This is a genomic window from Hymenobacter terrenus (assembly GCF_000972495.1).
Taxonomy (GTDB): domain Bacteria; phylum Bacteroidota; class Bacteroidia; order Cytophagales; family Hymenobacteraceae; genus Hymenobacter; species Hymenobacter terrenus.
On the sequence record NZ_LATM01000001.1, the window covers coordinates 877,292 to 898,336 of the forward strand.

Consider the following 21,045-nt stretch of genomic DNA (forward strand, 5'->3'; position numbering starts at 1 on the left):
GGTTCGCTCCTTTTATTCTTTTACTATCCGGCGATTTTCTACGCCCTCGGCACTGCTCACATTGAGCAAATACACGCCTTTACTTAACGTGCTCAGGTCCAGCACCCGTCGAGTGCTGCCAGCGCCGACAGTTAGCCGCTGCATTACCGCACCGCGCAAGGCTCTGATAGTGAGCACATGCGTACCAGTGCCCCGCAGCTCGACCGTGAGCAGGTTTGTGACGGGGTTCGGGTAAGCATCCCCTACTACGCGGCCGGTGGCGGGGGTAGTTGCCAGAGCGCGGGCGGCACAGGCCACACCAGCCGTGTAGCTGTGGGGGGTTGCACTGGAGTTCCGCTCAACGGCGCCCGTACCTACGCGGTAGGTGAAGTAGAACGACAGTGTCGTGCCAGCAGTTTGGGGCTGCGAGAATACAAAGTCGGAGCCCGAAGCCGTCATCGGATAGCCAGCGTAAGCCGTGGCTGAACCTGCTTTGATGTAGATGAGAGCCAGGCTGCTGCCCGCGATGGGCGCCTGCGGCACAAACTTCCAGTTCGCCATACCGGCCGTGGTAGACACCTGGTAAACGTAGTCGCCATTGGCCACTGTGCCGGAGCAGACGCCGCTACCAGTGCCACCAGTTGCGAGCGTACCGTATACTTCCAGCTCATATAGCGAGTAGCCATTTAACGTGCCCCGGGCGGTACCATTTATCCGCACGTAGCGGCCCGAGCCGGCGAGGCCAGTGTGGTCGTTCACCAGCGCCGTGTTGCCGGTCACTGATTTGATGGTGGTCCAGACGAGGGCATCAGGTGAAAGCTGAACCTGGTAGTCGCGGCCATAGGCAGCTTCCCAGGTCAGCTTGACTTGCGACACGTTGTAGCTAGCACCCAGGTCCACGTAAATCCATTGCTGGTCGGTGGAAGCGCTGGCCCAATGGGTGTTGAGGTTACCGTCTACCGCAGCCGAATTGGGTACGTCCGCGCCTTTTGTCGACGACACGTAGGTAGGCTGGTTCAGAGCCAAGTTGGTAGCTCCAGCGGGCGGGCCCGCAACCGTGATGCTGACAGCGGCCGACGCGGTAACGGCGCCAGCGTTGTCGGTGGCTTTGGCCGTGAGGGCATAGGTACCTGCCGCTACCCCAGCCCACGTGTAAGTGTACGGGCTGCTGGTGGCGGTACCTAGCAAGGCTGTGCCATTGAAGAACTCGACCTTCGACACGGTACCGTCAGCATCGGCGGCAGTGGCGCCGAGCGTGATGCTGGCGGGCGCATTATAGCTGGCGCCGGCCGTTGGCGAGGTCAGACTCACGGTTGGGGACGTATTGGTCAACGGGGGCGTCCCTACCTTATTGAGGCTACGAATATTATCGAGATAATAAACATCTGCCGTGGTTGAATTAGGAGCGAGCAGGAACACCAGCCGGTCCACACTGGCATCGGACGTGCTAGCATCGGGAGTGCTGGCGTAGGTGAAGGTCAGGGTTTGCCAGGTATTGGGCTGCTTCACGGAGGCTTGGTAGATGCTGTGACGACCGGCGGGGTAGTTGCCGGGTAAGGACGCCGCGCTGCTCTCCAACTGGCACGATATTACCGTGCCGGCTGGGGCGGTAGTATACACGTCCATCGCAAATACTTTGTCGCCGGTTTTGAAGGCGCTGCCATCTTTTATCGCGGCGGTGCCGAAGGACAATACATCGTAGGTGGCTGTAGCTTTCCGGGTGTATTTGGCCACGTGGGCCGACGTATTCACGCCCCCGGCGGCGGGGTTAGGCTCGGTGGCCTGGTAGCCGCCATCGGAGCTGAGGTAGGTGATATTGTGGGTTGCCTCGTAGTCTTCAAACATCGTTCCGGCCGTGTAAGTAGGGTCCGCCACCCGCTTAGCCACCCGCACGTTGTCGATATAGTACGTGTTGGCAGTCATTGTATTCCCATTGAACAAGAACGCCAGTTGGTCGATGGCCACATTGGCGGTACCGGCATCAGGCGCGGTGTCGAGCACCAACGTCAGCGTTTCCCACTGGTTTTGCTTAGTGGTGGTTACCAGGTAAGTGCTGTTGCGTCCACTTGGATAAGAGCCGGCGGCTAAAGCTTTGTTTTGCAGATTAATCCGTACCGAAGTGCCCACCGACGCGTCAGTATACAGGTCGACCTGCAACTGGTAGGTTTGGTCCTTGAACTTACCGGCGTCGACGATAACACTGCCTGGGGCGCCGGCCGTAAAAAACAGCACATCATACTGCTGAGTACTGTTGCGCAAATACTTAGCCACGCGGGCCGAGGAATTTACGCCCGTAGCTGAGGGGTTGGTAACGTCCGGGGTATAGGTGCCGTTGGTGAGGGCCGGGTCGAAGGTGAGACGACTGGTACCGTCGTAATTCTCCAGCACATCGGTAGCCACAATGGGCGGGGTGGGCTGCGCTTTCACCAGCACATTGTCGAAGTAAAAGGTATTCGCTGTCTTAATGCCCGGCTCAAACAGGAACACTACATTGTCGATAGAAAAGATGTTGGTGCCGGCGTCGATGGTCTGCTCGTAGCTAAATTCCAGGGTTTCCCAGGCATTTCGCCGGGTAGTATAGGCTTTGTAAGCGCTATGTCGGCCGCTGGGGTAATTGATGGGAGTTGTTACCTGGCTGTTCTCAAACTGCATGGTGACGCGGCTGCCCACCGGGGCGCTGGAATACACGTCGACGTACAGCTTTTTACGGCCCGCTGCGAAGTCGTTGGCATTGCCCACCTTGAGGCCGCGCACGTACATCACGTCGTATTGCTCCGAGGGGTTGCGCACGTACTTGCCCACTTGGGCCGAGGTGTTGGGCGCGGTGCCGTCGGGATTGGCTACGGCCTCGGTGAGGGTGCCAGTGCGGGTGCCGTAGGTCAGCGAGCGGTTGGCCTGAAAGTCTTCGTATACTTGCTCCACTTGAAGGGGAGCGCTAATGGACACGGCTTTAGCATAGGTATTAGTGACGCAGCCGGCCGTAGTCACGACCACCGCCACGTCCCCGGCCGTAGTGCCCCAATTTACGCTGATGCTATTGGTGCCCTGGCCTGAAACGATGGTCGCCCCAGCCGGCACCGACCACGCGTAGGTGCCACCAGCCACGGGGTCGATGCGGTAGTTTTTGTACTGCTCGTTCTCGTACACCTGCCTATCGCCGAGGACGGCGTAGTTGTAGGACCCGCGATACACCCGCACGTAGTCTACCTCCGTTTGGGTGGGATAATCGGCGGGCGTTGGGTTGATGTAACCCGTGTAGCCCGTGCCGGGCCCACCCACGGCAGCGTTGAGAATGAGGTAGAACTGGTTGTCGTTGAAAGGAAATACGCCGCCCGGCGTAGACTCCGGCGTCACGGTGTTATACAGCACGTTATCTACGTAGAAGCGTAGCACGTCAGGCCCCCATTCCAGCGCATACACGTGGAAGCCCGCCGACAAATCCACCCCCGCCGAATACGTGCGGGTGGCAAAAAACGGGGCGCCGGGTGCGCCACCAATACCCGTACCGGTTACCGACGTCGGGTTCTTGTGCTTGGCTTCCATGATGTCAATCTCGCCGGTTACGGGCCAGTTGCTGGGGTCGGCCAGCATCCAGAACGCCGGCCAGACGCCCCCGGCCGAGGGCAGCTTGATGCGCGATTCGATACGTCCGTACTTAAAGGTTTGCAACGTACGCTGGCCCGCCACCTTCGATTCGAGCTTGGCCGAGCTGTACTGGTACGAGTTACCACTAGGAGCCGTAGTGGTTTCAAACTTGGTCGTGATAACCAGATTGCCATTCGCTACGGCAGCATTTTGGGCCCGGTAGTTTTGGAGCTCGGCGTTGCCGAAACCACATAGGGCGGGGCAACCGTCACCGTTGACAACCTGCCACTTGGTGGTGTCCACGGCCGTACCGTTGAACTCGTCGGCCCATACCAACTGGTTACATTGGGCCCAGCCACGAGTCGGCAGCAAGAGCAGCAGGCCTAAACTTAGCGTGGCAGCCAGCCAGTTTTGCCAGCTGCCTGCGGCAATGGTAAGCGGTGTTTTCATCATGAGGAAAGGAATTGGTTAGGATTGAGTCTGGTCGCTGATGTAGCTGGCTAACCCAGCACCTGCTCGGGCTCCTGAAAGCTTAGAGGCCAACCCAACGGAGCAGAACGACACCCCAAAGGTGAGAGAAAACGGCAGCCAACAAGGGGCAGTAATTGATTGGAAAGGCACTTTTCAACTAAAGTGTCCTCCAACTTCATACGCTTATCGCACAATCGACTTATGCTCTCTGCTACTCCACAAGGCTTCCTTCCATACCCTTGTTTTTCTCGCGATGATGGCTAAAAAACAACCTGCCGAAAGGCCCAATGCCAAAATTTTATACGCTTCTTCATTGATCACGCAAGTCTCGAAGCATGGTGTGCTTCCACACACTCATCTACTTGCCATAATCGAAATACGAATAGTAATATCACAAGCATAGCTCCTGCAGAACCCTATTTATATAATTGATAACCATGCTTTACATGCAATGCCAAATAATTAACCTCAAACATTTAATCCAAATACGGCGCAGCAAATGCTGCCTCACGGGACTGTGTGGAGCAGGCAATTTGGCGATATGATTATAACCCTTCAGCGCGTCCCAGGCCCAGCGGGGCCACACCTACAGAGCGACACTCATTCAGCTATACGCAACTGAATTAATGGAGAAAGAGACCTTTCGCCTGACTCCCGGCAATGTACCTGCACATTCCCGGCCCGAGGTCATACTAGGGCGAGGCTGGCATGTCTGTACTTCTTACGCTGGCCTGCTGAACTTTGGCTGCAAGAGCTTCGCAATCAACCCCGTCCAGCCGGTTTGGTGGCTGGCGCCGAGGCCGTGGCCGTTATCGCCGTGGAAATACTCGTGAAACCAGAGATAGTCGCGAAAATTGGGGTCGTTTTGAAGCTGCTTATCGTCGCCGAAGCAGGCGCGGCGGCCGGTTTCGGGGTCGCGGAGGAAGATTTTGGTGAGGCGGGCGGTGAGGGCGGTGGCTATTTCAAGGAGCGTGTGCAGTTGGCCGGAATTGGTGGGGTATTCGACCTTGAAATCGTCGCCGTAGTAATGATGAAAGCGCTGCAACGACTCGATTAGCAAAAAATTAGTAGGCATCCAGATGGGACCACGCCAATTGGAATTGCCCCCGAACAGGGACGTAGTCGCTTCGGCGGGCTGGTAGTCTACCGTAAACTGGGTTTCCGTACCGCGAAAGACGAACGGTTGCGCCAGGTGGTAGCGCGACAGGCTGCGAATGCCGTAGGGCGAGAGGAACTCGTTCTCGTCCAGCATTCGCTTTAGCAGGCGCTTCACGCGGTGGCCGCGCAAGAGCGAGAGCAGATGCCGCTCGCCTTTGCCGGGCTCGCGCCAGCGCGAAACCAGCGCCGCCAGCGCCGGCCGGTTCTCGAGGAACCACTCCAGGCGCGCCAAGAAACGCGGTGCGCCGGCCAGTTGCTCGGTGTCCAGCACCTCTACGGCAAAAAGCGGAATCAATCCAACCAGGCTCCTGACTTTCAGCAGCTCGTGGCCACGGCCGGGCGTGCTCAGGGCATCGTAATAGAACTCATCTTCTTCGTCCCACAGGTCTACACCATCGCCGCCCACCTTGGTCATGGCATCGGCGATGTAGAGGAAATGTTCGAAGAACTTGCTGGCCATGTCCTGGTACACGGGGTTGGTCTGGCTGAGCTGCAGGGCGATGCGCATCATATTCAGCGCGTACATGGCCACCCAGGCGGTACCGTCGGCCTGCTCCAGAAAGCCGCCCACCGGCAGCGGCGCCGAGCGGTCGAACACGCCGATATTATCAAGCCCCAGAAAACCGCCCTCGAAAATGTTGCGGCCGTCGCGGTCCTTGCGGTTCACCCACCAGGTGAAATTGAGGAGCAGACGGTGGAAAATGGTTTCCAGGAAAGCCACGTCGCCGGCATCGCCGCGAGCCTTCTGGTCCATCTTGAACACGCGCCAAGTGGCGTAGGCATGCACCGGCGGGTTCACGTCCGACAGTTTCCACTCGTAGGCGGGCAGCTGACCGTTGGGGTGCATGTACCAATCCTGGCACAGCAATCGGAGCTGGCCCTTGGCAAATTTCATGTCGAGTTGAGCCAGCGGCAGGCAATGGAAAGCCAGGTCCCAAGCCGCGTACCAGGGATATTCCCAGGTATCAGGCATCGAGATGATGTCGGCGTTATTCAGATGGTTCCAGCCGTTGCCGTTGCGGCCGTGGCGGCGCTCGGCCGAGGGGCGCGGCAGGGCCGGGTCGCCGGCCAGCCACTGCGGCACGTCGTAGTAGTAGAACTGCTTGCTCCAGAGCATACCCGCGAAAGCCTGGCGCTGCACGTTGCGGGCGTCGGCATCGGGCAGGTCGGCTTGCAGCACCTGGTAAAACTGGTCAGCCTCGGCCTGGCGCTGCCGCAGCGTTTGGTCGAAGTCCGCGAATGGCGTTTCCAGCCCCGGCGCGGCCAGGCGCAGGCGTACCACGCGGGTGGCGCCGGGCCCGATGGCCAGCTCGTAGTGTGCGGCGGCCTTTGTGCCGGTGCGGGCCGGGTTCACAGCGTCGGCCGCACCCTTCACCAAGTAGTTATTGATGCCGTCCTTGAAAAAACGTTCCTCAGATGGGGCGCCGAAAAGGGCACCGCTGTTGGTGGCATTTTCGCAGAACAGCAAGTTGGGCTGTTCGTCACAATACAAGGTGAGCGGGCCCAGCTGGCGGTGGTCGGCGTGGAGGTGGCCGTTGGCGGTGGCCGAAAGCAGGGGCCGGTAGTTGTCGTTGCCCCAGGCCCAGGTATTGCGAAACCAAAGCTGCGGCAGCAGATGCAGGGCAGTGTGATCGGGCCCGCGATTCACGATAATTAGTTGAATGAGGATGTCCTCGGCGTCGGCTTTGGCGAAATCCACGAACACGTCGAAGTAGCGGCTTTCGTGGAAAATGGCCGTGTCCATCAGCTCAAATTCGGGTTTGGTGCGGTCACGGCGGGCATTTTCCTTCACCAGCCACTCGTAGGGGAAAGCGTGCTGCGGGTACTTGTACAGCATGCGTTGGTAGGAGTGCGTGGGCGTGGCGTCGAGGTAGTAGTACACCTCCTTCACATCCTCGCCGTGGTTGCCCTCGGGGCCGCTCAGGCCGAAAAGGCGCTCCTTGAGAATGGCATCTTGCCCGTTCCACAGGCCCAGACCGAAGCAGAGGAGCTGGTCGTCGTCGCAGAAACCGGCCAGGGCCTCCTCACCCCAACGGTAGGCGCGGCTGCGGGCCTGGTCATGGGTGGTGTAGTTCCAGGCGTCGCCGTGGGCGCTGTAGTCTTCGCGAACAGTTCCCCATTGGCGGTCAGCCACGTAAGGACCAAATTTGCGCCAGGGCTTGGCGCCAGCATTAGCCTCGGCGAGGCGAGTGTGTTCGGGGGTCATTCTGAAATGCTTAATCTTATATACAACAGAACGTCATGCTGAGCGGAGCCGAAGCATCTCGCTCGCATTAGTAATTCAATTGAATGAATTAGTGGTGGCAAGCGAGATGCTTCGGCTCCGCTCAGCATGACGTTCTTTTTCGCTTAACAATACCCTCCTGAATCAGCCGCCCTCCGCGAAGCCGGGGTAGAGTGTCATACCGCCATCCATGAAAATGGTTTGACCGGTGATGTAGTCGGCTTCGTCGGAGGCCAGCCAGGCGGCGAGGTTGCCAACGTCGGTGGGGTCGCCCACGCGGTTGTAGGGAATGAGCGAGAGCAGCGCCTTCTCTTCTTCGGGCGTGTCACGGGCCGAAAGGTTGATAGGCGTGGCAATGGCACCGGGGCCGATGCTGTTTGCCCGGATTTTGTGCGGCGCCAGCTCCTGGGCCACACTTTTCATGAGCTGCATGATGCCACCTTTACTGGCCGCGTAGTTGACGTGGCCGGCCCAGGGAATGATTTCGTGCACCGAACTCATGCAGATAATTTTGCCGGCGGCCTTGGATATTTCAGGCTGCACGCCGCGCCGGATAAACTCGCGGGCGGCCTCGCGCAGGCACAGAAACTGACCAGTCAGGTTTACGTCGATAACCTTCTGCCACTGCTCCAGGGTCATATCCACGAAGGGAGTATCGACTTGCAGGCCGGCATTGGCCACCACGATGTGGACCGTGCCGAAGTGCTCGATGGTTTGCCGGAACATGGCCTGCACTTGATCTTCTTGGCTCACGTCGGCCTGAATGGCCAGCGCTTTGCCGCCAGCCGCTTCAATGTCGGCCACGGTGGCCTTGGCGCCGTCGGCGTCGTTGCTGTAGTTGATGACTACGGCGGCACCATGGGCGGCCAGGGCTTTGGCCACGGCTACACCAATGCCGGAGCTGGCACCTGTTACGACGGCAATTTGATTGGCAAGACGCCGGGGGTCGGGAGTAGCCATACGAAAGAAGTAATGATTGATAAGAAGTTTAGGTCAATGTTACGCGTTCGACAGACGCTTTGGGTGAAGAAGCTGGATCTGCGAAATTCAAGCAAAGCTTACGCGAGGAAAGCGGCTAGGTTCATTACGAAATGAAGCCTTCTCCCACTCCACCAACCCAGCGGCAGGCAAGGCGAGCTTACCGCGAAACCGCTAGCGAGGCTTCTTCAGCTGAGCGTTGGTAGGCTGCCGGCGCTAACCAGACTTGCCACGTTGTCACTTTCGGCACCAGAAATCCGGATGCCCAAGCCTGACCGCACCGTATTTGGCTCGGAGGCCAAGACTTTGGCTATCTCGATTCCTGGGCTTCCTTGGCCGCCGCCAACGCCTCGGTGCGCTTTTCGTGCTCCTGTCCCCAGTCACAGAGCATTTCCAGAACTGGTAGCAAAGCATGGGCATAAGGGGTGGCGCCATATTCCACGCGGGGAGGCACCTCGGCATAAACGGTGCGCGTCACGAGGCCATCGTGTTCCAGTTCGCGGAGTTGCTCGGTCAGCACTTTCTGCCGCACTTCGGGCATGAGTTCCTGTAGTTCCGAAAAGCGCAAGGTAGCCTGGCGCAGGTAATACAGGATTTCCAGTTTCCACTTCCCTCCCAGCACACTCAGTGCCAGCCGGATATGGCCCTTAAAGATTATTTTCTCTGGTTTCGAATTCATAAAAATCTATGGGTCAACAGTAGAAACCTGCAGGTGTGCAACCCACTTCAAAGTACCTTATTTTTTGATAATCAAACACTCACAACCTTTGAGGACAATTAACTATAACCCCTCAAAATCATGAACCATCTTCTGGTATATGCCCATCCCAACGCCAACAGTTTTTGCCACGCCGTGCTGGAGCGCATTGTGCAGACTAGCCAAGAACTCGGACACGCCACTGAAGTTCGAGACCTGTATGCCTTGGGTTTTGACCCCGTGCACCGGGGCATCGATGCACAGAGCTTGCAGACCGGCGAACCCCTCGCCGCAGATGTACGCACTGAGCAGCAACACCTCGTTTGGGCCGATGTCATTACCCTCGTCTACCCAAACTGGTGGAACGGAATGCCAGCCCTGCTTAAAGGGTACATAGACCGGGTTTTCACCTCGGGTTTTGCCTACACTTACGACCACAATGGGTTAGTAGGGCTGCTGAAAGGCAAAAAGGCGCTGGTATTCAATAGCACCGGCGGGGGCCGGGAGCTGATGGAGCAAATCGGTCAATTGCACACCTTCACGAAGGCCGTGCAGGTAGGAATCCTGGGCTTTTGCGGCGTGGAAGTAGTGGAGCAAAAGATTTTTCACCGCATGTTTGAACTCACGCCCGCACTGGCCGCTGATTGGCTCGATGAAGTAGCCAGCATCTGCCGACAGCATCTTGGACAGCAGCTAATTGATGTCGCGTAAAGTCTCGGAGGAGCATCGGCAAATAAGCCGGTAGCCCCTAACAGACTCAACTGCCTCCGATGATTTTCAGGATAAAATTTAGCTCCCGGCCTTTCCTTACAGAGATGGTTCGGGAGCTAACGCATTTGTAGCCAACCCCTCATTTCCGGAAGATAGCGGCCGAAGATTTGCTAGACGCGTACAGGGTGGCGCACTGTTCCTCGTTGTTTTGACCGTAGCGAAATGCAGGGTGCTGGTCGATACAATACCCCGCTTAGGTCGATGAAAAGGAGGGTGGGCAACGGATGAGAATAATTTTGGTCTTTGCAATCCAACCATTGAGCAGCTGGGCCGGTTGAAACCCTCGCAGCCGTAGTCATCGGCAAGCGGCGGCTGGCCGAAGAATCGTAGATGAACCAATAACATGTGGATAGTTAGGCTGGCGCTGGCGCGCCCATACACCTTTGTGGTGATGGCGCTGCTAATCCTGGTGGGCGGAGGGCTCACCATTCAGCGGATGGCGGTGGATATTTTTCCCGACATTCCAATCCCGGTCGTGGGCGTAGTCTGGGGTTATTCCGGCATTTCGCCCGAGGAAATGAACCAGCGCATCGTCATCCCAGTGGAGCGCGCTATTACCACCACGGTAAACAACGTGGAACACCAGGAAAGCCAGAGCCTGAAAGGTGTGGGGCTGATTAAGGTGTTTTTCCAGCCCGGCACCAACCCCGACGCGGGCGTGGCCCAGCTCACGGCCATCAGCCAGACGCTGCTGGCGCGGCTGCCGCCGGGTATCACACCGCCGCTCATTATCCGCTACTCAGCCTCGAACGTGCCCATTGCCCAAACCTCGCTCAGCAGCGAGACGCTGGGCGAATCGGACCTGTTTGACGCGGCCAATGCCTTCATCCGGCCGGGTCTGGCGGTAGTGCAGGGCGCATCGGTGCTGCTGCCCAATGGCGGCAAGCCCAAGCAAATCATGGTTGACCTCGACCCCGACAAACTGGCGGGTAAAAATCTGAGTGGCAACGATGTGGTGAACACCCTGTTGGCCCAGAACCTCATCATCCCGGCGGGCTCGGCCAAAATCGGCGACCGGGAGTACGACGTGAAGCTCAACTCCAGCCCCGAGGCCATTGCCACTCTCAACGACTTGCCCATCAAGACCGTGAATGGAACCACGGTGTACATCCGCGACGTGGCGTTTGTGCACGAGGGTGCGGCCGTGCAAACCAACATCGTGCGCCAGAACGGCCGCCGCACGGCCATCATCCCCATCCTGAAAAGCGGGGCGGCCAGCACGCTCGACATCATCGACAAGATTAAAAAGGCGCTGCCGAACATTCAGGCCAACTCGCCGCCGGGCCTGGATATCAAGCTGTTGTTCGACCAATCCTTCTTCGTGCGGGCCAGCATAAAGGGCGTCATCGTGGAAGCCTGCATCGCGGCGGCGCTCACGGCCCTCATGATTCTACTGTTTCTGGGCTCGTGGCGCTCCACGCTCATCATCGCCACCAGCATTCCACTGAGCATTCTGGTCAGCATTATTGTCATGAATATTCTCGGGCAAACGCTGAATATCATGACCTTGGGCGGGCTGAGCCTGGCCGTGGGTATTCTGGTGGATGACGCGACGGTGGAAATCGAAAACATTCATCGCAACATGGGCATGAAAAAGCTGCTCAAGCGCTCCATCCTCGATGGGGCTCAGCAGATTGCGACGCCGGCCCTGGTGGCCACGCTGGCCATTTGCATCGTGTTTGTGCCGGTGTTTTTTCTAGGCGGGGTGGCCTCGGCCATTTTCGCGCCCTTGGCCACGGCCGTGATTTTCGCCATGCTGGCCTCCTATCTGCTTAGCCGGACGCTGGTGCCCACGCTGGTGATGTACCTAATGCGCAAGGAGTTGCCTATCTATCATGCCCTCGAAGAGCCCGACCTGCCTAGCGCCCACGTACGCAACGGCCAGCCCGTGAGCAAGGTCGAGCGGGAGCTGGAAGCCATTCGGCGCGAGCAGTTTGAGAAAGCCCATCCCAGCGGCTCCGCGGGGGAAGAAGCCGAGGAAGCCATCACCGACGCGGAGCGAAAATCGGCTGAAGGCATCACCAAAACCTGGATTTGGAAGCTGCACGTGGCTTTCGACCATCGGTTTGAGAAGTTTCGGGGTGGCTACGGCCAGGCCCTGGACTGGGCCCTGACCAACCGGCCGAAAGTAATTGTGGCCTTCGTGGTGCTGTTTGTCGGCTCGCTGGGCCTGTTCCCGCTGATTGGCCAGAACTTCTTCCCGACCGTGGATGCCGGCCAGCTGCGCCTGCACGTGCGGGTGCCCACCGGCACCCGGGTGGAGGAAACGGAGGTCCGGTTCCGGCAGGTGGAAGACGTGATTCGGAAAGTGATTCCGGCCGAGGAGCTGGACCTCGTGCTCGATAACATCGGCCTGCCCGTTATCCCCATTAACCTGTTACTCAGCGACAATCCTACCATTGGGGCCGGCGATGGCGAAATCCTGGTGAGCATGAAGGAAGAGCACGGCCCCACGGCGGAGTACATCAACGAAATCCGGCGTCGGCTGCACAAGGAGCAACCCGACCTGACCATCTTCTTCCAGCCGGCCGACATCGTGAACCAGACGCTGAACTTCGGCCTGCCCGCCCCAATTGACATTCAGGTAATCGGCCGCGACAAGGTTGCCAACCAGCGCATCGCGGGCGAGCTACGGGCGAAAATCAACAAGATTCCGGGCGTGGTCGATGCCTTTATTTACCAAGCCTTCGACCAGCCCCAGCTGCGCGTCGACATTGACCGGGTGCGGGCCCAGGAGGCCGGCCTGTCGCAGCGCGATATTGCTAATAACGTGCTGGTGAACCTGTCTTCCAGCACCCAGACCAGCCCCAACCAGTGGCTCAACCCGACCACCGGCGTGAACTACACCGTGGCCGTGCAGACGCCGCCTAGCGCCTTATCCACCCTCGACGAAATCGGCAACATTGGCGTGACCAGCGCCACCCAGACGCAGGCGCAGCTGCTCAGCAACTTCGCCACGCTGCGCCGCACCCAAACCACGGCCGTGGCCTCCGACTACAATATTCAGCGCACCGTGGACCTCTACGCCAGCGTTTCGGGTCGTGACCTGGGCGGCGTGAGCAAGGACATTCGTAAAATTCTGGCCGACACCGAGAAAAGCCTTCCCAAAGGCACCACGCTGGCCCTGCGCGGGCAGGCCGATTCGATGCGCACGTCCTTTGCTGGCCTGGGGCTGGGGCTGGCCGGTGCCATCATCCTGGTTTACTTGCTGATGGTGGTCAACTTTCAGAGCTGGATCGACCCGCTAATCATCATTACCGCGCTGCCGGGGGCGCTAGCCGGCATTCTATGGATGCTATTCGTGACTCAAACCACCCTGAGCGTGCCGGCCCTGATGGGCGCTATTATGTGCATCGGCGTGGCCACGGCCAATAGTATTCTGCTGGTCACCTTCGCCAACGAGCGGCGCGAGGAAGAGCCCGATTTGAGTCCGCGCGACGCGGCCCTGGATGCCGGCTTCACCCGCCTGCGTCCGGTGCTGATGACGGCCTTGGCCATGATTATCGGTCTGCTGCCCATGTCGTTGGGCATGGGCGAAGGCGGCGAACAAAATGCACCCCTCGGCCGCGCCGTGATTGGTGGCCTCCTGCTGGCGACAATTACCACACTGTTCTTCGTGCCGATTATGTTTTCGTATTTGAAGAAGCCCGTGCCCGTGCGTAATGCCGCTGCTTAGTTTTGAACGTCATGCAGAGCGTAGCGAAGCATCTCGCTCGCGCAAGGAATCTATTCGATTGATTCACTACCACAAGCGAGATGCTTCGCTACGCTCTGCATGACCGTCTTTCTTGACTTTTCCTCCTAATGTCCGATTCTAACTCCTCCGGCTCCGGCCGTTTCTGGCTGCTCATTTTCGTTGTGCTCTTGGTGTTTGGCGGCCTGTTTTTGTTGGGCTATGTGCCGCGCCACAAGCAGGAAAAAGCCCGCGACGCCGAGGCCCGGCAAACGGCCACGGAGACGCCAACCGTGACCGTAATACCCGCCAAGGCCGCGCCCGACACTACCACCGTCACCCTGCCCGCCGATACCCGGTCGCTACGCGAAACCTTCGTCTTTGCCCGGGCCAATGGCTTTGTGAAGTCTTGGTCGGCAGATATTGGTCAGCACGTGCGAGCCGGTCAGGTACTGGCCGAAATCACCACTCCCGAGCTGGACCAGCAGATTGCCGAGGCTCGGGCCAACCTGGGCCTGGCCCGCACCAGCTACAGCCGCCTGGCCGGAGTGGCGCTGCCCGGCGCCATCTCCAAGCAGGAGCTGGACGCAGCCCAGGCCCAATACGCGGCGCAGCGGGCCGGCGTGCAGCAATTGCTGGCGCAGCAGGGGTTTCGGCGCGTCACAGCGCCGTTCAGCGGCATCGTCACCCAGCGCAACGTGGAGGTAGGCAGCTTGGTGAGCAGCAACAACGCGCCCGGCTCGCAGCTCTTTAAAATTGAGCAAACGGAGAAGCTACGCGCCTTCGTGCAGGTACCCCAGAACTTTGCGCCCGCTATAAAAAATGGCTTGGCCGCTGATTACCTCGTACCAGAATTTGCGGGACGGGCCTTCAGCGGCAAAGTAGTGCGCGACGCGGGTGCTCTCGCCCCCGACACCCGCACGCTGCTCACCGAAGTGCAGGTACCCAACCCCCGCGGCGAGCTGCGGCCCGGCAGCTACGCGCAAGTGCGCTTTCATTTGCCGCGCAAGGCCGCCAGTGTCATCATCCCGGCCAATGCCCTGGTGCCGGGGGGTACCGACAGCCGCGTGGCCACCGTGCGCGAGGGTAAAATCCACTACCAGCCCATTACCATCGGCCGCGATTTTGGCAACCAGCTTGAAGTCCCCCAAGGCTTACAAGGCGGCGAGCTGCTGGTATTGAACCCTGCCGAAACCCTAACCGAAGGCGCTGCTGTGCAAACCAAAGCCTTCACGCCGCCGAACAAGCCCGCCGGCCCCCCGCCCGCGCTGCCCCGGCCCAACGACCCGGATGCTCCCCGCGTGTCGTCGCCGGTGAAATAAATGCCCGGCCTGACGCGGCACTCGCTTTACAAGCCAATGGCTTACAGCATAATGACTTTTCGCTTCCCCTATTCTTTTTTCGGCTTGCCCCTGCTGCTGAGCGCCTGCGCCACCGCGCCGCGCTACCAGCCACCGGCCGTGAACACGCCCGTGGCGTGGCAGCACGCCGTGCCCGCCGATACCACGGGCTCGCACATTCCGACGGTGGCTGAAACGCGGGCGCAGGCCCCCGCCCTACCCTTCGGCAGCCCGGCTCTCCAAGGCCAAATTACAGCCCCAACGCTCGCCCCAACTGATTCCGCTGCTGCCCACAACGCCAAGCCCCAGCAGCTTACCCAAACCCCACCCGAAACCGCGTGGTGGAGTATTTTTAATGACGCCGTTCTGACTCAGCTGGAAGAGCAGGCGCTAGCCCAAAACTTCAGCGCCCAGGCGGCCGTGGCCCGCGTCGACCAGGCCCGCGCCCGCCTGCAAGTAGCTAACTCTTATCGTAGTCCGGAAATTACGCTCAATCCTTCGGCTTACCGCACCCAGCTGTCAGGCCTGCGGCCGGTACCGTTCGATGTGCCCGCCAATGCCGTCACCCAAAGCCAGTACTACGTTCCGCTCAATGTGAGCTACGAGGTTGACGTGTGGGGCCGCATCCGGCGCAGCGTGCAAGCCGCGCGCGCCGATGCCGAAGCCGCCGCCGCCGACGTGCAAGCCGTACGCCTCTCCCTGACTGCCGATGCGGCCACGTATTATTTCAACCTGCGCGGCCTCGATGCCGAGCTGGCCGTGCTCGACAGTGCCCGCCAGGCCCGCATCCAGAATGTGCAGCTCACCCAAGCCCGTTTTCAGGCTGGAGTAGATAATGAGATTGGCTTCCGTCGCGCCGAAACCGAGCTGGCTAATGTGGAATCCAGCATCGTGGAGCTGAGCCGGCAGCGCGCTGGTGTGGCTGCCGCCCTGGCCACAGTGGTGGGCCAGCCCGCCAGCAGCTTCGTGCTGCCAGCGCGGCCGGGCACGGAACTAGCGCCTACCCCCGCCGTGCCGCTGGCGCTGCCAGCTACCCTGCTCGCCCGCCGGCCCGACCTGCGCCGCGCCGAGCGCCAGCTCGCTGCCGCCAATGCCCGAGCCGATGCCGCCCACCTGGCCCGCCGCCCCACCGTGCAGCTCAACGGCTACATCGGCCCGCAAAGTGCCGCCCTGGCCAAGCTGCCGCAGCTTTCTAACGCCTACACGTATTACCTGGGCGGCGGCATTGCCATCCCGATTTTCAACGGGGGGCGCCTGCGGGGCAATGAGCAGCTGGCCCAAGCTCAGTACCGCGAGTTAGAAGCCCAGTATCGGGGAGCGGCGCTTACCGCGTTTCAGGACGTGGAAACGGCTCTGGCCAACATCCGCCTAAGTGCGGCCCAGCTTGCGGCCCAGCAGCGCGCCCTACGCTCGGCCCGCCAGGCTGGCCGCCTCACCGAGGTACGCTACCGCAGCGGCCTTACTAACTACTTCGAAGTGGTGGATGCCGACCGCCAAACCCTGGACGCCGCCCGTTTGGTGGCTCAAACCCAGGCCGCCCAACTACGCTATAACGTGCTGTTGGTGCGCGCTCTCGGCGGCAACTGGCAGTAGGCTAACCATATTGTGGACACTCGTATTCCAACCTTTGCCCGATTGAGCAGGGCTTCCTTAATTATACGCCTTATTTATGGAAGCTAAATTTCGTGCTTTCTACAGGGCAGCATGTTACGTTCGTGTTAACGGCTCGTATCAGGGGTGTCTATCGTCTGCTTTTTTAATCGACTTATTTTCATGCCTGCCCAGTTATTTTCCCGGCTTGCGGTATTATTTCTTCTCCTTGGAAGCCTGAACCCCACTTACGCCCAGGTTGTCCCCGCTCCTACTCCTGCCGTCACCGACACCATCCACAAGTTTGAGAACCCGGCTGGGGTATCGTCCCCGGTAAAAGCGAAGTGGTATAAGAGCAAACTCTTCAAAGCTACCATCGTGCCGGCGGTGCTCATTGGCTACGGGGTCTATACCTCCAACGGCGGCGGTTTTTATACTAATCAGGACGCCGACTATGACATTCACAAGCTCTTTCCCACCTACCGCACCAAGCTCGATAACGTTCTGCTTATAGCGCCTTACCTAGAGCTGGCCGCCGTAGGACTAGCCGGCGTGGAGTCGCGTAACGACCGCATCAATACCCTGCTGATTATCGCCAAAGGCGAGGTCATTATGCTGGCTTCCACCTTCGCAGTGAAGTATATAAGCAAGAAGGAGCGTCCCGATGGCTCCGACAAGCTGTCTTTTCCCTCGGGCCACACGGCGCAGGCCTTTTTGGCGGCCAGCATCGTGCACACCGAGTTTCGGGATAAAAGCCAGTGGTACGGCGTTGGCGCCTACACCATTGCCACTAGCGTGGCCGCCCTGCGCATGATTAACTCCAAACACTGGCAGAGTGACGTGGTAGCCGGCGCGGGCTTCGGCATCCTCTCAGCCCATTTGGCCTATCTCAGCCACCGCAACCGCTGGGGCCGCAAGTCCATCGGCCGTGATATCGGCATGTCGCCCACATACTTCGGCAACGGTACGCCGGGACTCATGTTGACCTGGCACCCGAGGAAATAAGCACAGCTCGTGACCAGGGCGCAGTTGGCGTTCACCGGGCGTCAGGATTTCCTTGGTCAGGCGAGCCGCCGGCAGTTCGCCCATAAATTTGAACACCTGGCGCACGCGGCTGCGGTACCAATCGTAACGGCTGTAGGGCTGCGGCGTGCCCAAAACATTCAGAGAAAAATTGGAAGAGAGAGGTAGCGCGACTTTGTAAGGCGGTCAGTTGCATTGTTTGGAAGTAGCTCATGCGTGGACTCACCCGGTGTGCGTGACATCTTTTCCAAATAAGCAACGCAACGTTCCAGAACCGTCTATGTCTTTTTGATTAAGATTTGTGTTCATCTTTACAAATCTGCTTGTTGTATTTCCGAATCTTTATTTTCCTTTGAAACGACGCGACTTTGTGGGACTCACCGGCCTGGCCGCCGGAGCCCTGTTTCTGCCCACCTTACCAAGTCTGGGCGGCACGCCAGTTGACCCTTCCCGCCTGCTCGAAGGCACAGACCCCGCCCTAAAAAAGCGCTTGGCCGATGCTGGCCTGAATGCGGCCAAAGCCGCCGGGGCTACCTACGCTGATATACGCATCGGCCGCTACCTCAATCAAAGCATTTTCACCCGCGAGAAACAGGTGCAGAACATTGCCAGCACCGAGAGCTTTGGGGCCGGTGTGCGGGTACTGGCTAACGGCAGCTGGGGCTTTGCCGCCACCAATACCGTGACCGAAGCCGGCCTCGCCAAAGCTGCGCAGCTAGCCGTGGCCATCGCCAAAGCCAACGCCAAGGTGCAGAAGTCAACGGTAGAACTGGCCCCCCAGAAGGGTTTCGGCGAAGTGAAGTGGCAGACGCCCATTCAGCAGAACGCGTTTGCGGTGCCGGTGGCCCAGAAGGTGGAGCTGCTGCTGGCCGCCAATGCCAAAGCTACCGACAACGGCGCTTCATTCGTCAATTCTTCGCTCTTCCAAATCAATGAGCAGAAGTATTTTGCCAGCACCGACGGCTCCTACATCGACCAGGATGTGCACCGCATCTGGCCTACGTTCAGCGTCACGGCCATCGACCGGGCTTCTGGCAAATTCCGCAGTCGCGATGCACTCAGTGCCCCCATGGGGTTAGGCTACGAATACCTCACGCCCAAGGCGGCCGATAGGATTCCGGGCGCCGCCGGTACGGGTCTGGTGGGCTACCGCAACAGCTACGACATGCTGGAAGATGCCGCCCTGGCGGCCAAGCAGGCGAAGGAGAAGCTAATCGCAAAATCGGTCACGCCCGGCAAGTACGACCTCGTGCTCGACCCCAACCACCTCGGCCTGACCATCCACGAAAGCGTAGGCCACCCGCTGGAGCTGGACCGGGTGCTGGGCTACGAGGCCAACTACGCCGGCACGAGCTTCGCCACGCTGGAGTGGAAAGCCAAAAAGATTCCCTACGGCTCCAAGCTCGTCAACATCGTGGCCGACAAGCTCCAGCCCGGCTCGCTCGGCGCCGTCGGCTACGACGACGAAGGCGTCAAGACCAAGCGCTGGGACCTCATCAAAGAGGGCATGCTGGTGGATTATGAGAAGATTCGCGACCAGGCACACATTGTCGGCCAAACGGAATCGGACGGCTGCTGCTACGCTGATTCCTGGGACTCGGTGCAGTTTCAGCGGATGCCGAACGTGAGCTTGCAGCCGGGCAGAGCCAAGCTGAGCGTGGACGAGTTGGTGAAAAACGTGGACAAGGGCATCTACATCGCCGGCCGCGGCTCCTATTCCATCGACCAGCAGCGGTACAACTTCCAGTTCGGCGGGCAGGTGTTCTACGCCATCGAGAAGGGCCAGATTACCGGCATGCTCGAAGACGTGGCTTACCAGGCCAACACCCAGGAGTTCTGGAACTCCTGCACCGCCATTTGCGACGAATCTGACTACCGCTTATTTGGTTCTTTCTTTGACGGTAAGGGGCAGCCTTCGCAGGTATCAGCCGTGAGCCACGGGTCGGCCACAACGCGGTTTAATGGCGTGACTGTAATTAACACCGCTCGCAAAATCGGCTGATAATCGAACGACCAACTCCCCTCCTCAGACGAGGAGGGGACGCTAGCGCGAAGCGCTGGCTGGGGTGGTTGAATCGTTGAACGACGCCCGAACGATGCTACCGCGAGTCGTTCAATGACCTCAACCACCCCCGTTCAGCCTGTCGGCTGAACATCCGCTCCTCAGCTGAGGAAGGGAGTTTTTTCACTACCCGCATCTTCTCCTAATAAATGGCGATTCTTACCCAAACCGAAGCCCAAGACATTCTTAAAAAGGTTCTCAGCTTCAGCACGGCCGACGAGTGCGAAGCCACGCTCAATGGCAGCATTGGCGGCAACGTGCGCTCAGCCCGCAACTCTATCAGCACGGCCGGGGCCGTCGATAACGTCTCCCTAGCCGTGCAGTCGCGCTTCGGCAAGCGCAGCGGGCTGGCTACGTGCAACGAGTTTGACGACGCTACCTTGCGCCGCTGCGTGCAGCGGGCCGAGGAAATTGCCCGACTCGCACCAGAAAGCCCTGAGTACGTGCCTTTGCTCGGGCCGCAGCAGTATTTGGCCGCGCCTGCGTCGTTCGCAGCCCGCACAGCCGACATCACGCCAGATTACCGCGCTCAGCAGATTGGGGCCAGCATGGCGCTGTGCGAGGCCAAGAAGTTGACTTCCGCCGGCTTCTTCAACGACTCTGCGGGATTTGTGGCCAAGCGCAATTCCAAAGGGCTGGAGGCCTACCAGCGGCTGACCAGTGTTGATTTCTCCATCACGGTGCGCACGCCCGACGGGACCGGCTCGGGCTACGCCATTGCCAACTACACCGATTTAGCGAAGTTTGATGCCGCCCGCCTCACCCGCGTGGCCGCCGAGAAAGCAGCCTCGTCGGTGAATGCCAAGGCCATTGAGCCGGGCAAGTACACGGTTATTCTGGAGCCGGCCGCAGCTATCGATTTGTTCAACAACATGATGGGCGCCATGGATGCCCGCAACGCCGACGAAGGCCGTAGCTTTCTGAGCAAAAAGGGCGGCGGCAATAAAAAGGGCGAAAAGGTTTTTGACGAGCGGGTAACCATTTATTCCGACCCGACCCACCCCGAGGTGCCCGACCTGACGTTTGCCAACGACGGGCGGCCGCAGCAGAAGGTAACCTGGATTGAGAAGGGCGTGGTGAAAAACCTGTATTCGTCGCGCTTCTGGGCCCAGAAAGCCGGCATCCCGGACTTGCCCCCGCCCGGCGGCTGGATTATGCAAGGCGGCACCCAAAGCACCGCCGACCTCATCAAGAGCACCGCTAAAGGCATTTTGGTAACGCGACTCTACTACATCCGCGCCGTGGACCCGCAGACGCTGCTCTACACCGGGCTTACGCGAGACGGCACGTTCTACATTGAGAATGGGCAGATTAAGTTTCCCATCAAGAACTTCCGCTTCAACGAAAGCCCCGTCATCATGCTCAACAATCTCGAAGCCATCGGCAAGCCCGTGCGCCTGAATGGCAGCCTCGTGCCCCCGCTCAAAATCCGCGACTTCGCCTTCACCAGCCTCTCCGACGCCGTGTAGCGTGGCAGTAGTATTATTGAACGAA

11 protein-coding genes are annotated in these 21,045 nt (G+C 59.4%); 7 read left to right on the plus strand and 4 right to left on the minus strand.

Annotated features, from left to right (window positions below; translation table 11 throughout):
- Window positions 1-12: 12 nt before the first annotated feature.
- The 4 genes from WX88_RS03755 to WX88_RS03770 form a co-directional block, all read right to left on the minus strand.
- Complete coding sequence (locus tag WX88_RS03755; protein ID WP_082115821.1) at window positions 13-4,017, minus strand: discoidin domain-containing protein; 4,005 nt, start codon at window positions 4,015-4,017, stop codon at window positions 13-15.
- 739 nt (window positions 4,018-4,756) lie between these two features.
- The gene (locus tag WX88_RS03760; RefSeq protein ID WP_046242865.1) at window positions 4,757-7,399 is read right to left on the minus strand and encodes an MGH1-like glycoside hydrolase domain-containing protein; all 2,643 of its coding nucleotides are present in this window, start codon (window positions 7,397-7,399) and stop codon (window positions 4,757-4,759) included.
- Window positions 7,400-7,561: 162 nt separating this feature from the next.
- Window positions 7,562-8,377, minus strand: coding sequence for an SDR family oxidoreductase (locus WX88_RS03765; RefSeq protein ID WP_046242866.1), 816 nt, complete (start codon window positions 8,375-8,377; stop codon window positions 7,562-7,564).
- A 328-nt stretch (window positions 8,378-8,705) separates the two neighbouring features.
- Window positions 8,706-9,074, minus strand: a complete 369-nt coding sequence (locus WX88_RS03770) for a winged helix-turn-helix transcriptional regulator (protein ID WP_046242867.1) — start codon at window positions 9,072-9,074, stop codon at window positions 8,706-8,708.
- A gap of 120 nt (window positions 9,075-9,194) precedes the next feature.
- On the opposite strand from WX88_RS03770, the gene WX88_RS03775 reads away from it, so the two are divergent.
- The 7 genes from WX88_RS03775 to WX88_RS03805 all read left to right on the plus strand — a co-directional run bounded on the left by WX88_RS03775 (window position 9,195) and on the right by WX88_RS03805 (window position 21,020).
- Window positions 9,195-9,803, plus strand: a complete 609-nt coding sequence (locus tag WX88_RS03775) for an NAD(P)H-dependent oxidoreductase (protein WP_046242868.1) — start codon at window positions 9,195-9,197, stop codon at window positions 9,801-9,803.
- A gap of 403 nt (window positions 9,804-10,206) precedes the next feature.
- Complete coding sequence (locus tag WX88_RS30715) at window positions 10,207-13,539, plus strand: efflux RND transporter permease subunit (protein ID WP_046242869.1); 3,333 nt, start codon at window positions 10,207-10,209, stop codon at window positions 13,537-13,539.
- A 128-nt stretch (window positions 13,540-13,667) separates the two neighbouring features.
- Window positions 13,668-14,858 (plus strand): efflux RND transporter periplasmic adaptor subunit, encoded by a 1,191-nt coding sequence (locus WX88_RS03785; RefSeq protein ID WP_052732297.1) that lies wholly within the window; start codon window positions 13,668-13,670, stop codon window positions 14,856-14,858.
- A gap of 51 nt (window positions 14,859-14,909) precedes the next feature.
- Window positions 14,910-16,469, plus strand: coding sequence for an efflux transporter outer membrane subunit (locus WX88_RS03790; RefSeq protein WP_197076656.1), 1,560 nt, complete (start codon window positions 14,910-14,912; stop codon window positions 16,467-16,469).
- A gap of 180 nt (window positions 16,470-16,649) precedes the next feature.
- Window positions 16,650-17,471, plus strand: coding sequence for a phosphatase PAP2 family protein (locus tag WX88_RS03795; RefSeq protein ID WP_052732298.1), 822 nt, complete (start codon window positions 16,650-16,652; stop codon window positions 17,469-17,471).
- Window positions 17,472-17,841: 370 nt separating this feature from the next.
- Window positions 17,842-19,491, plus strand: coding sequence for a TldD/PmbA family protein (locus tag WX88_RS03800; RefSeq protein WP_046242871.1), 1,650 nt, complete (start codon window positions 17,842-17,844; stop codon window positions 19,489-19,491).
- Between the two features lie 209 nt (window positions 19,492-19,700).
- Complete coding sequence (locus tag WX88_RS03805; protein WP_046242872.1) at window positions 19,701-21,020, plus strand: TldD/PmbA family protein; 1,320 nt, start codon at window positions 19,701-19,703, stop codon at window positions 21,018-21,020.
- The last annotated feature ends 25 nt before the right edge of the window (window positions 21,021-21,045 follow it).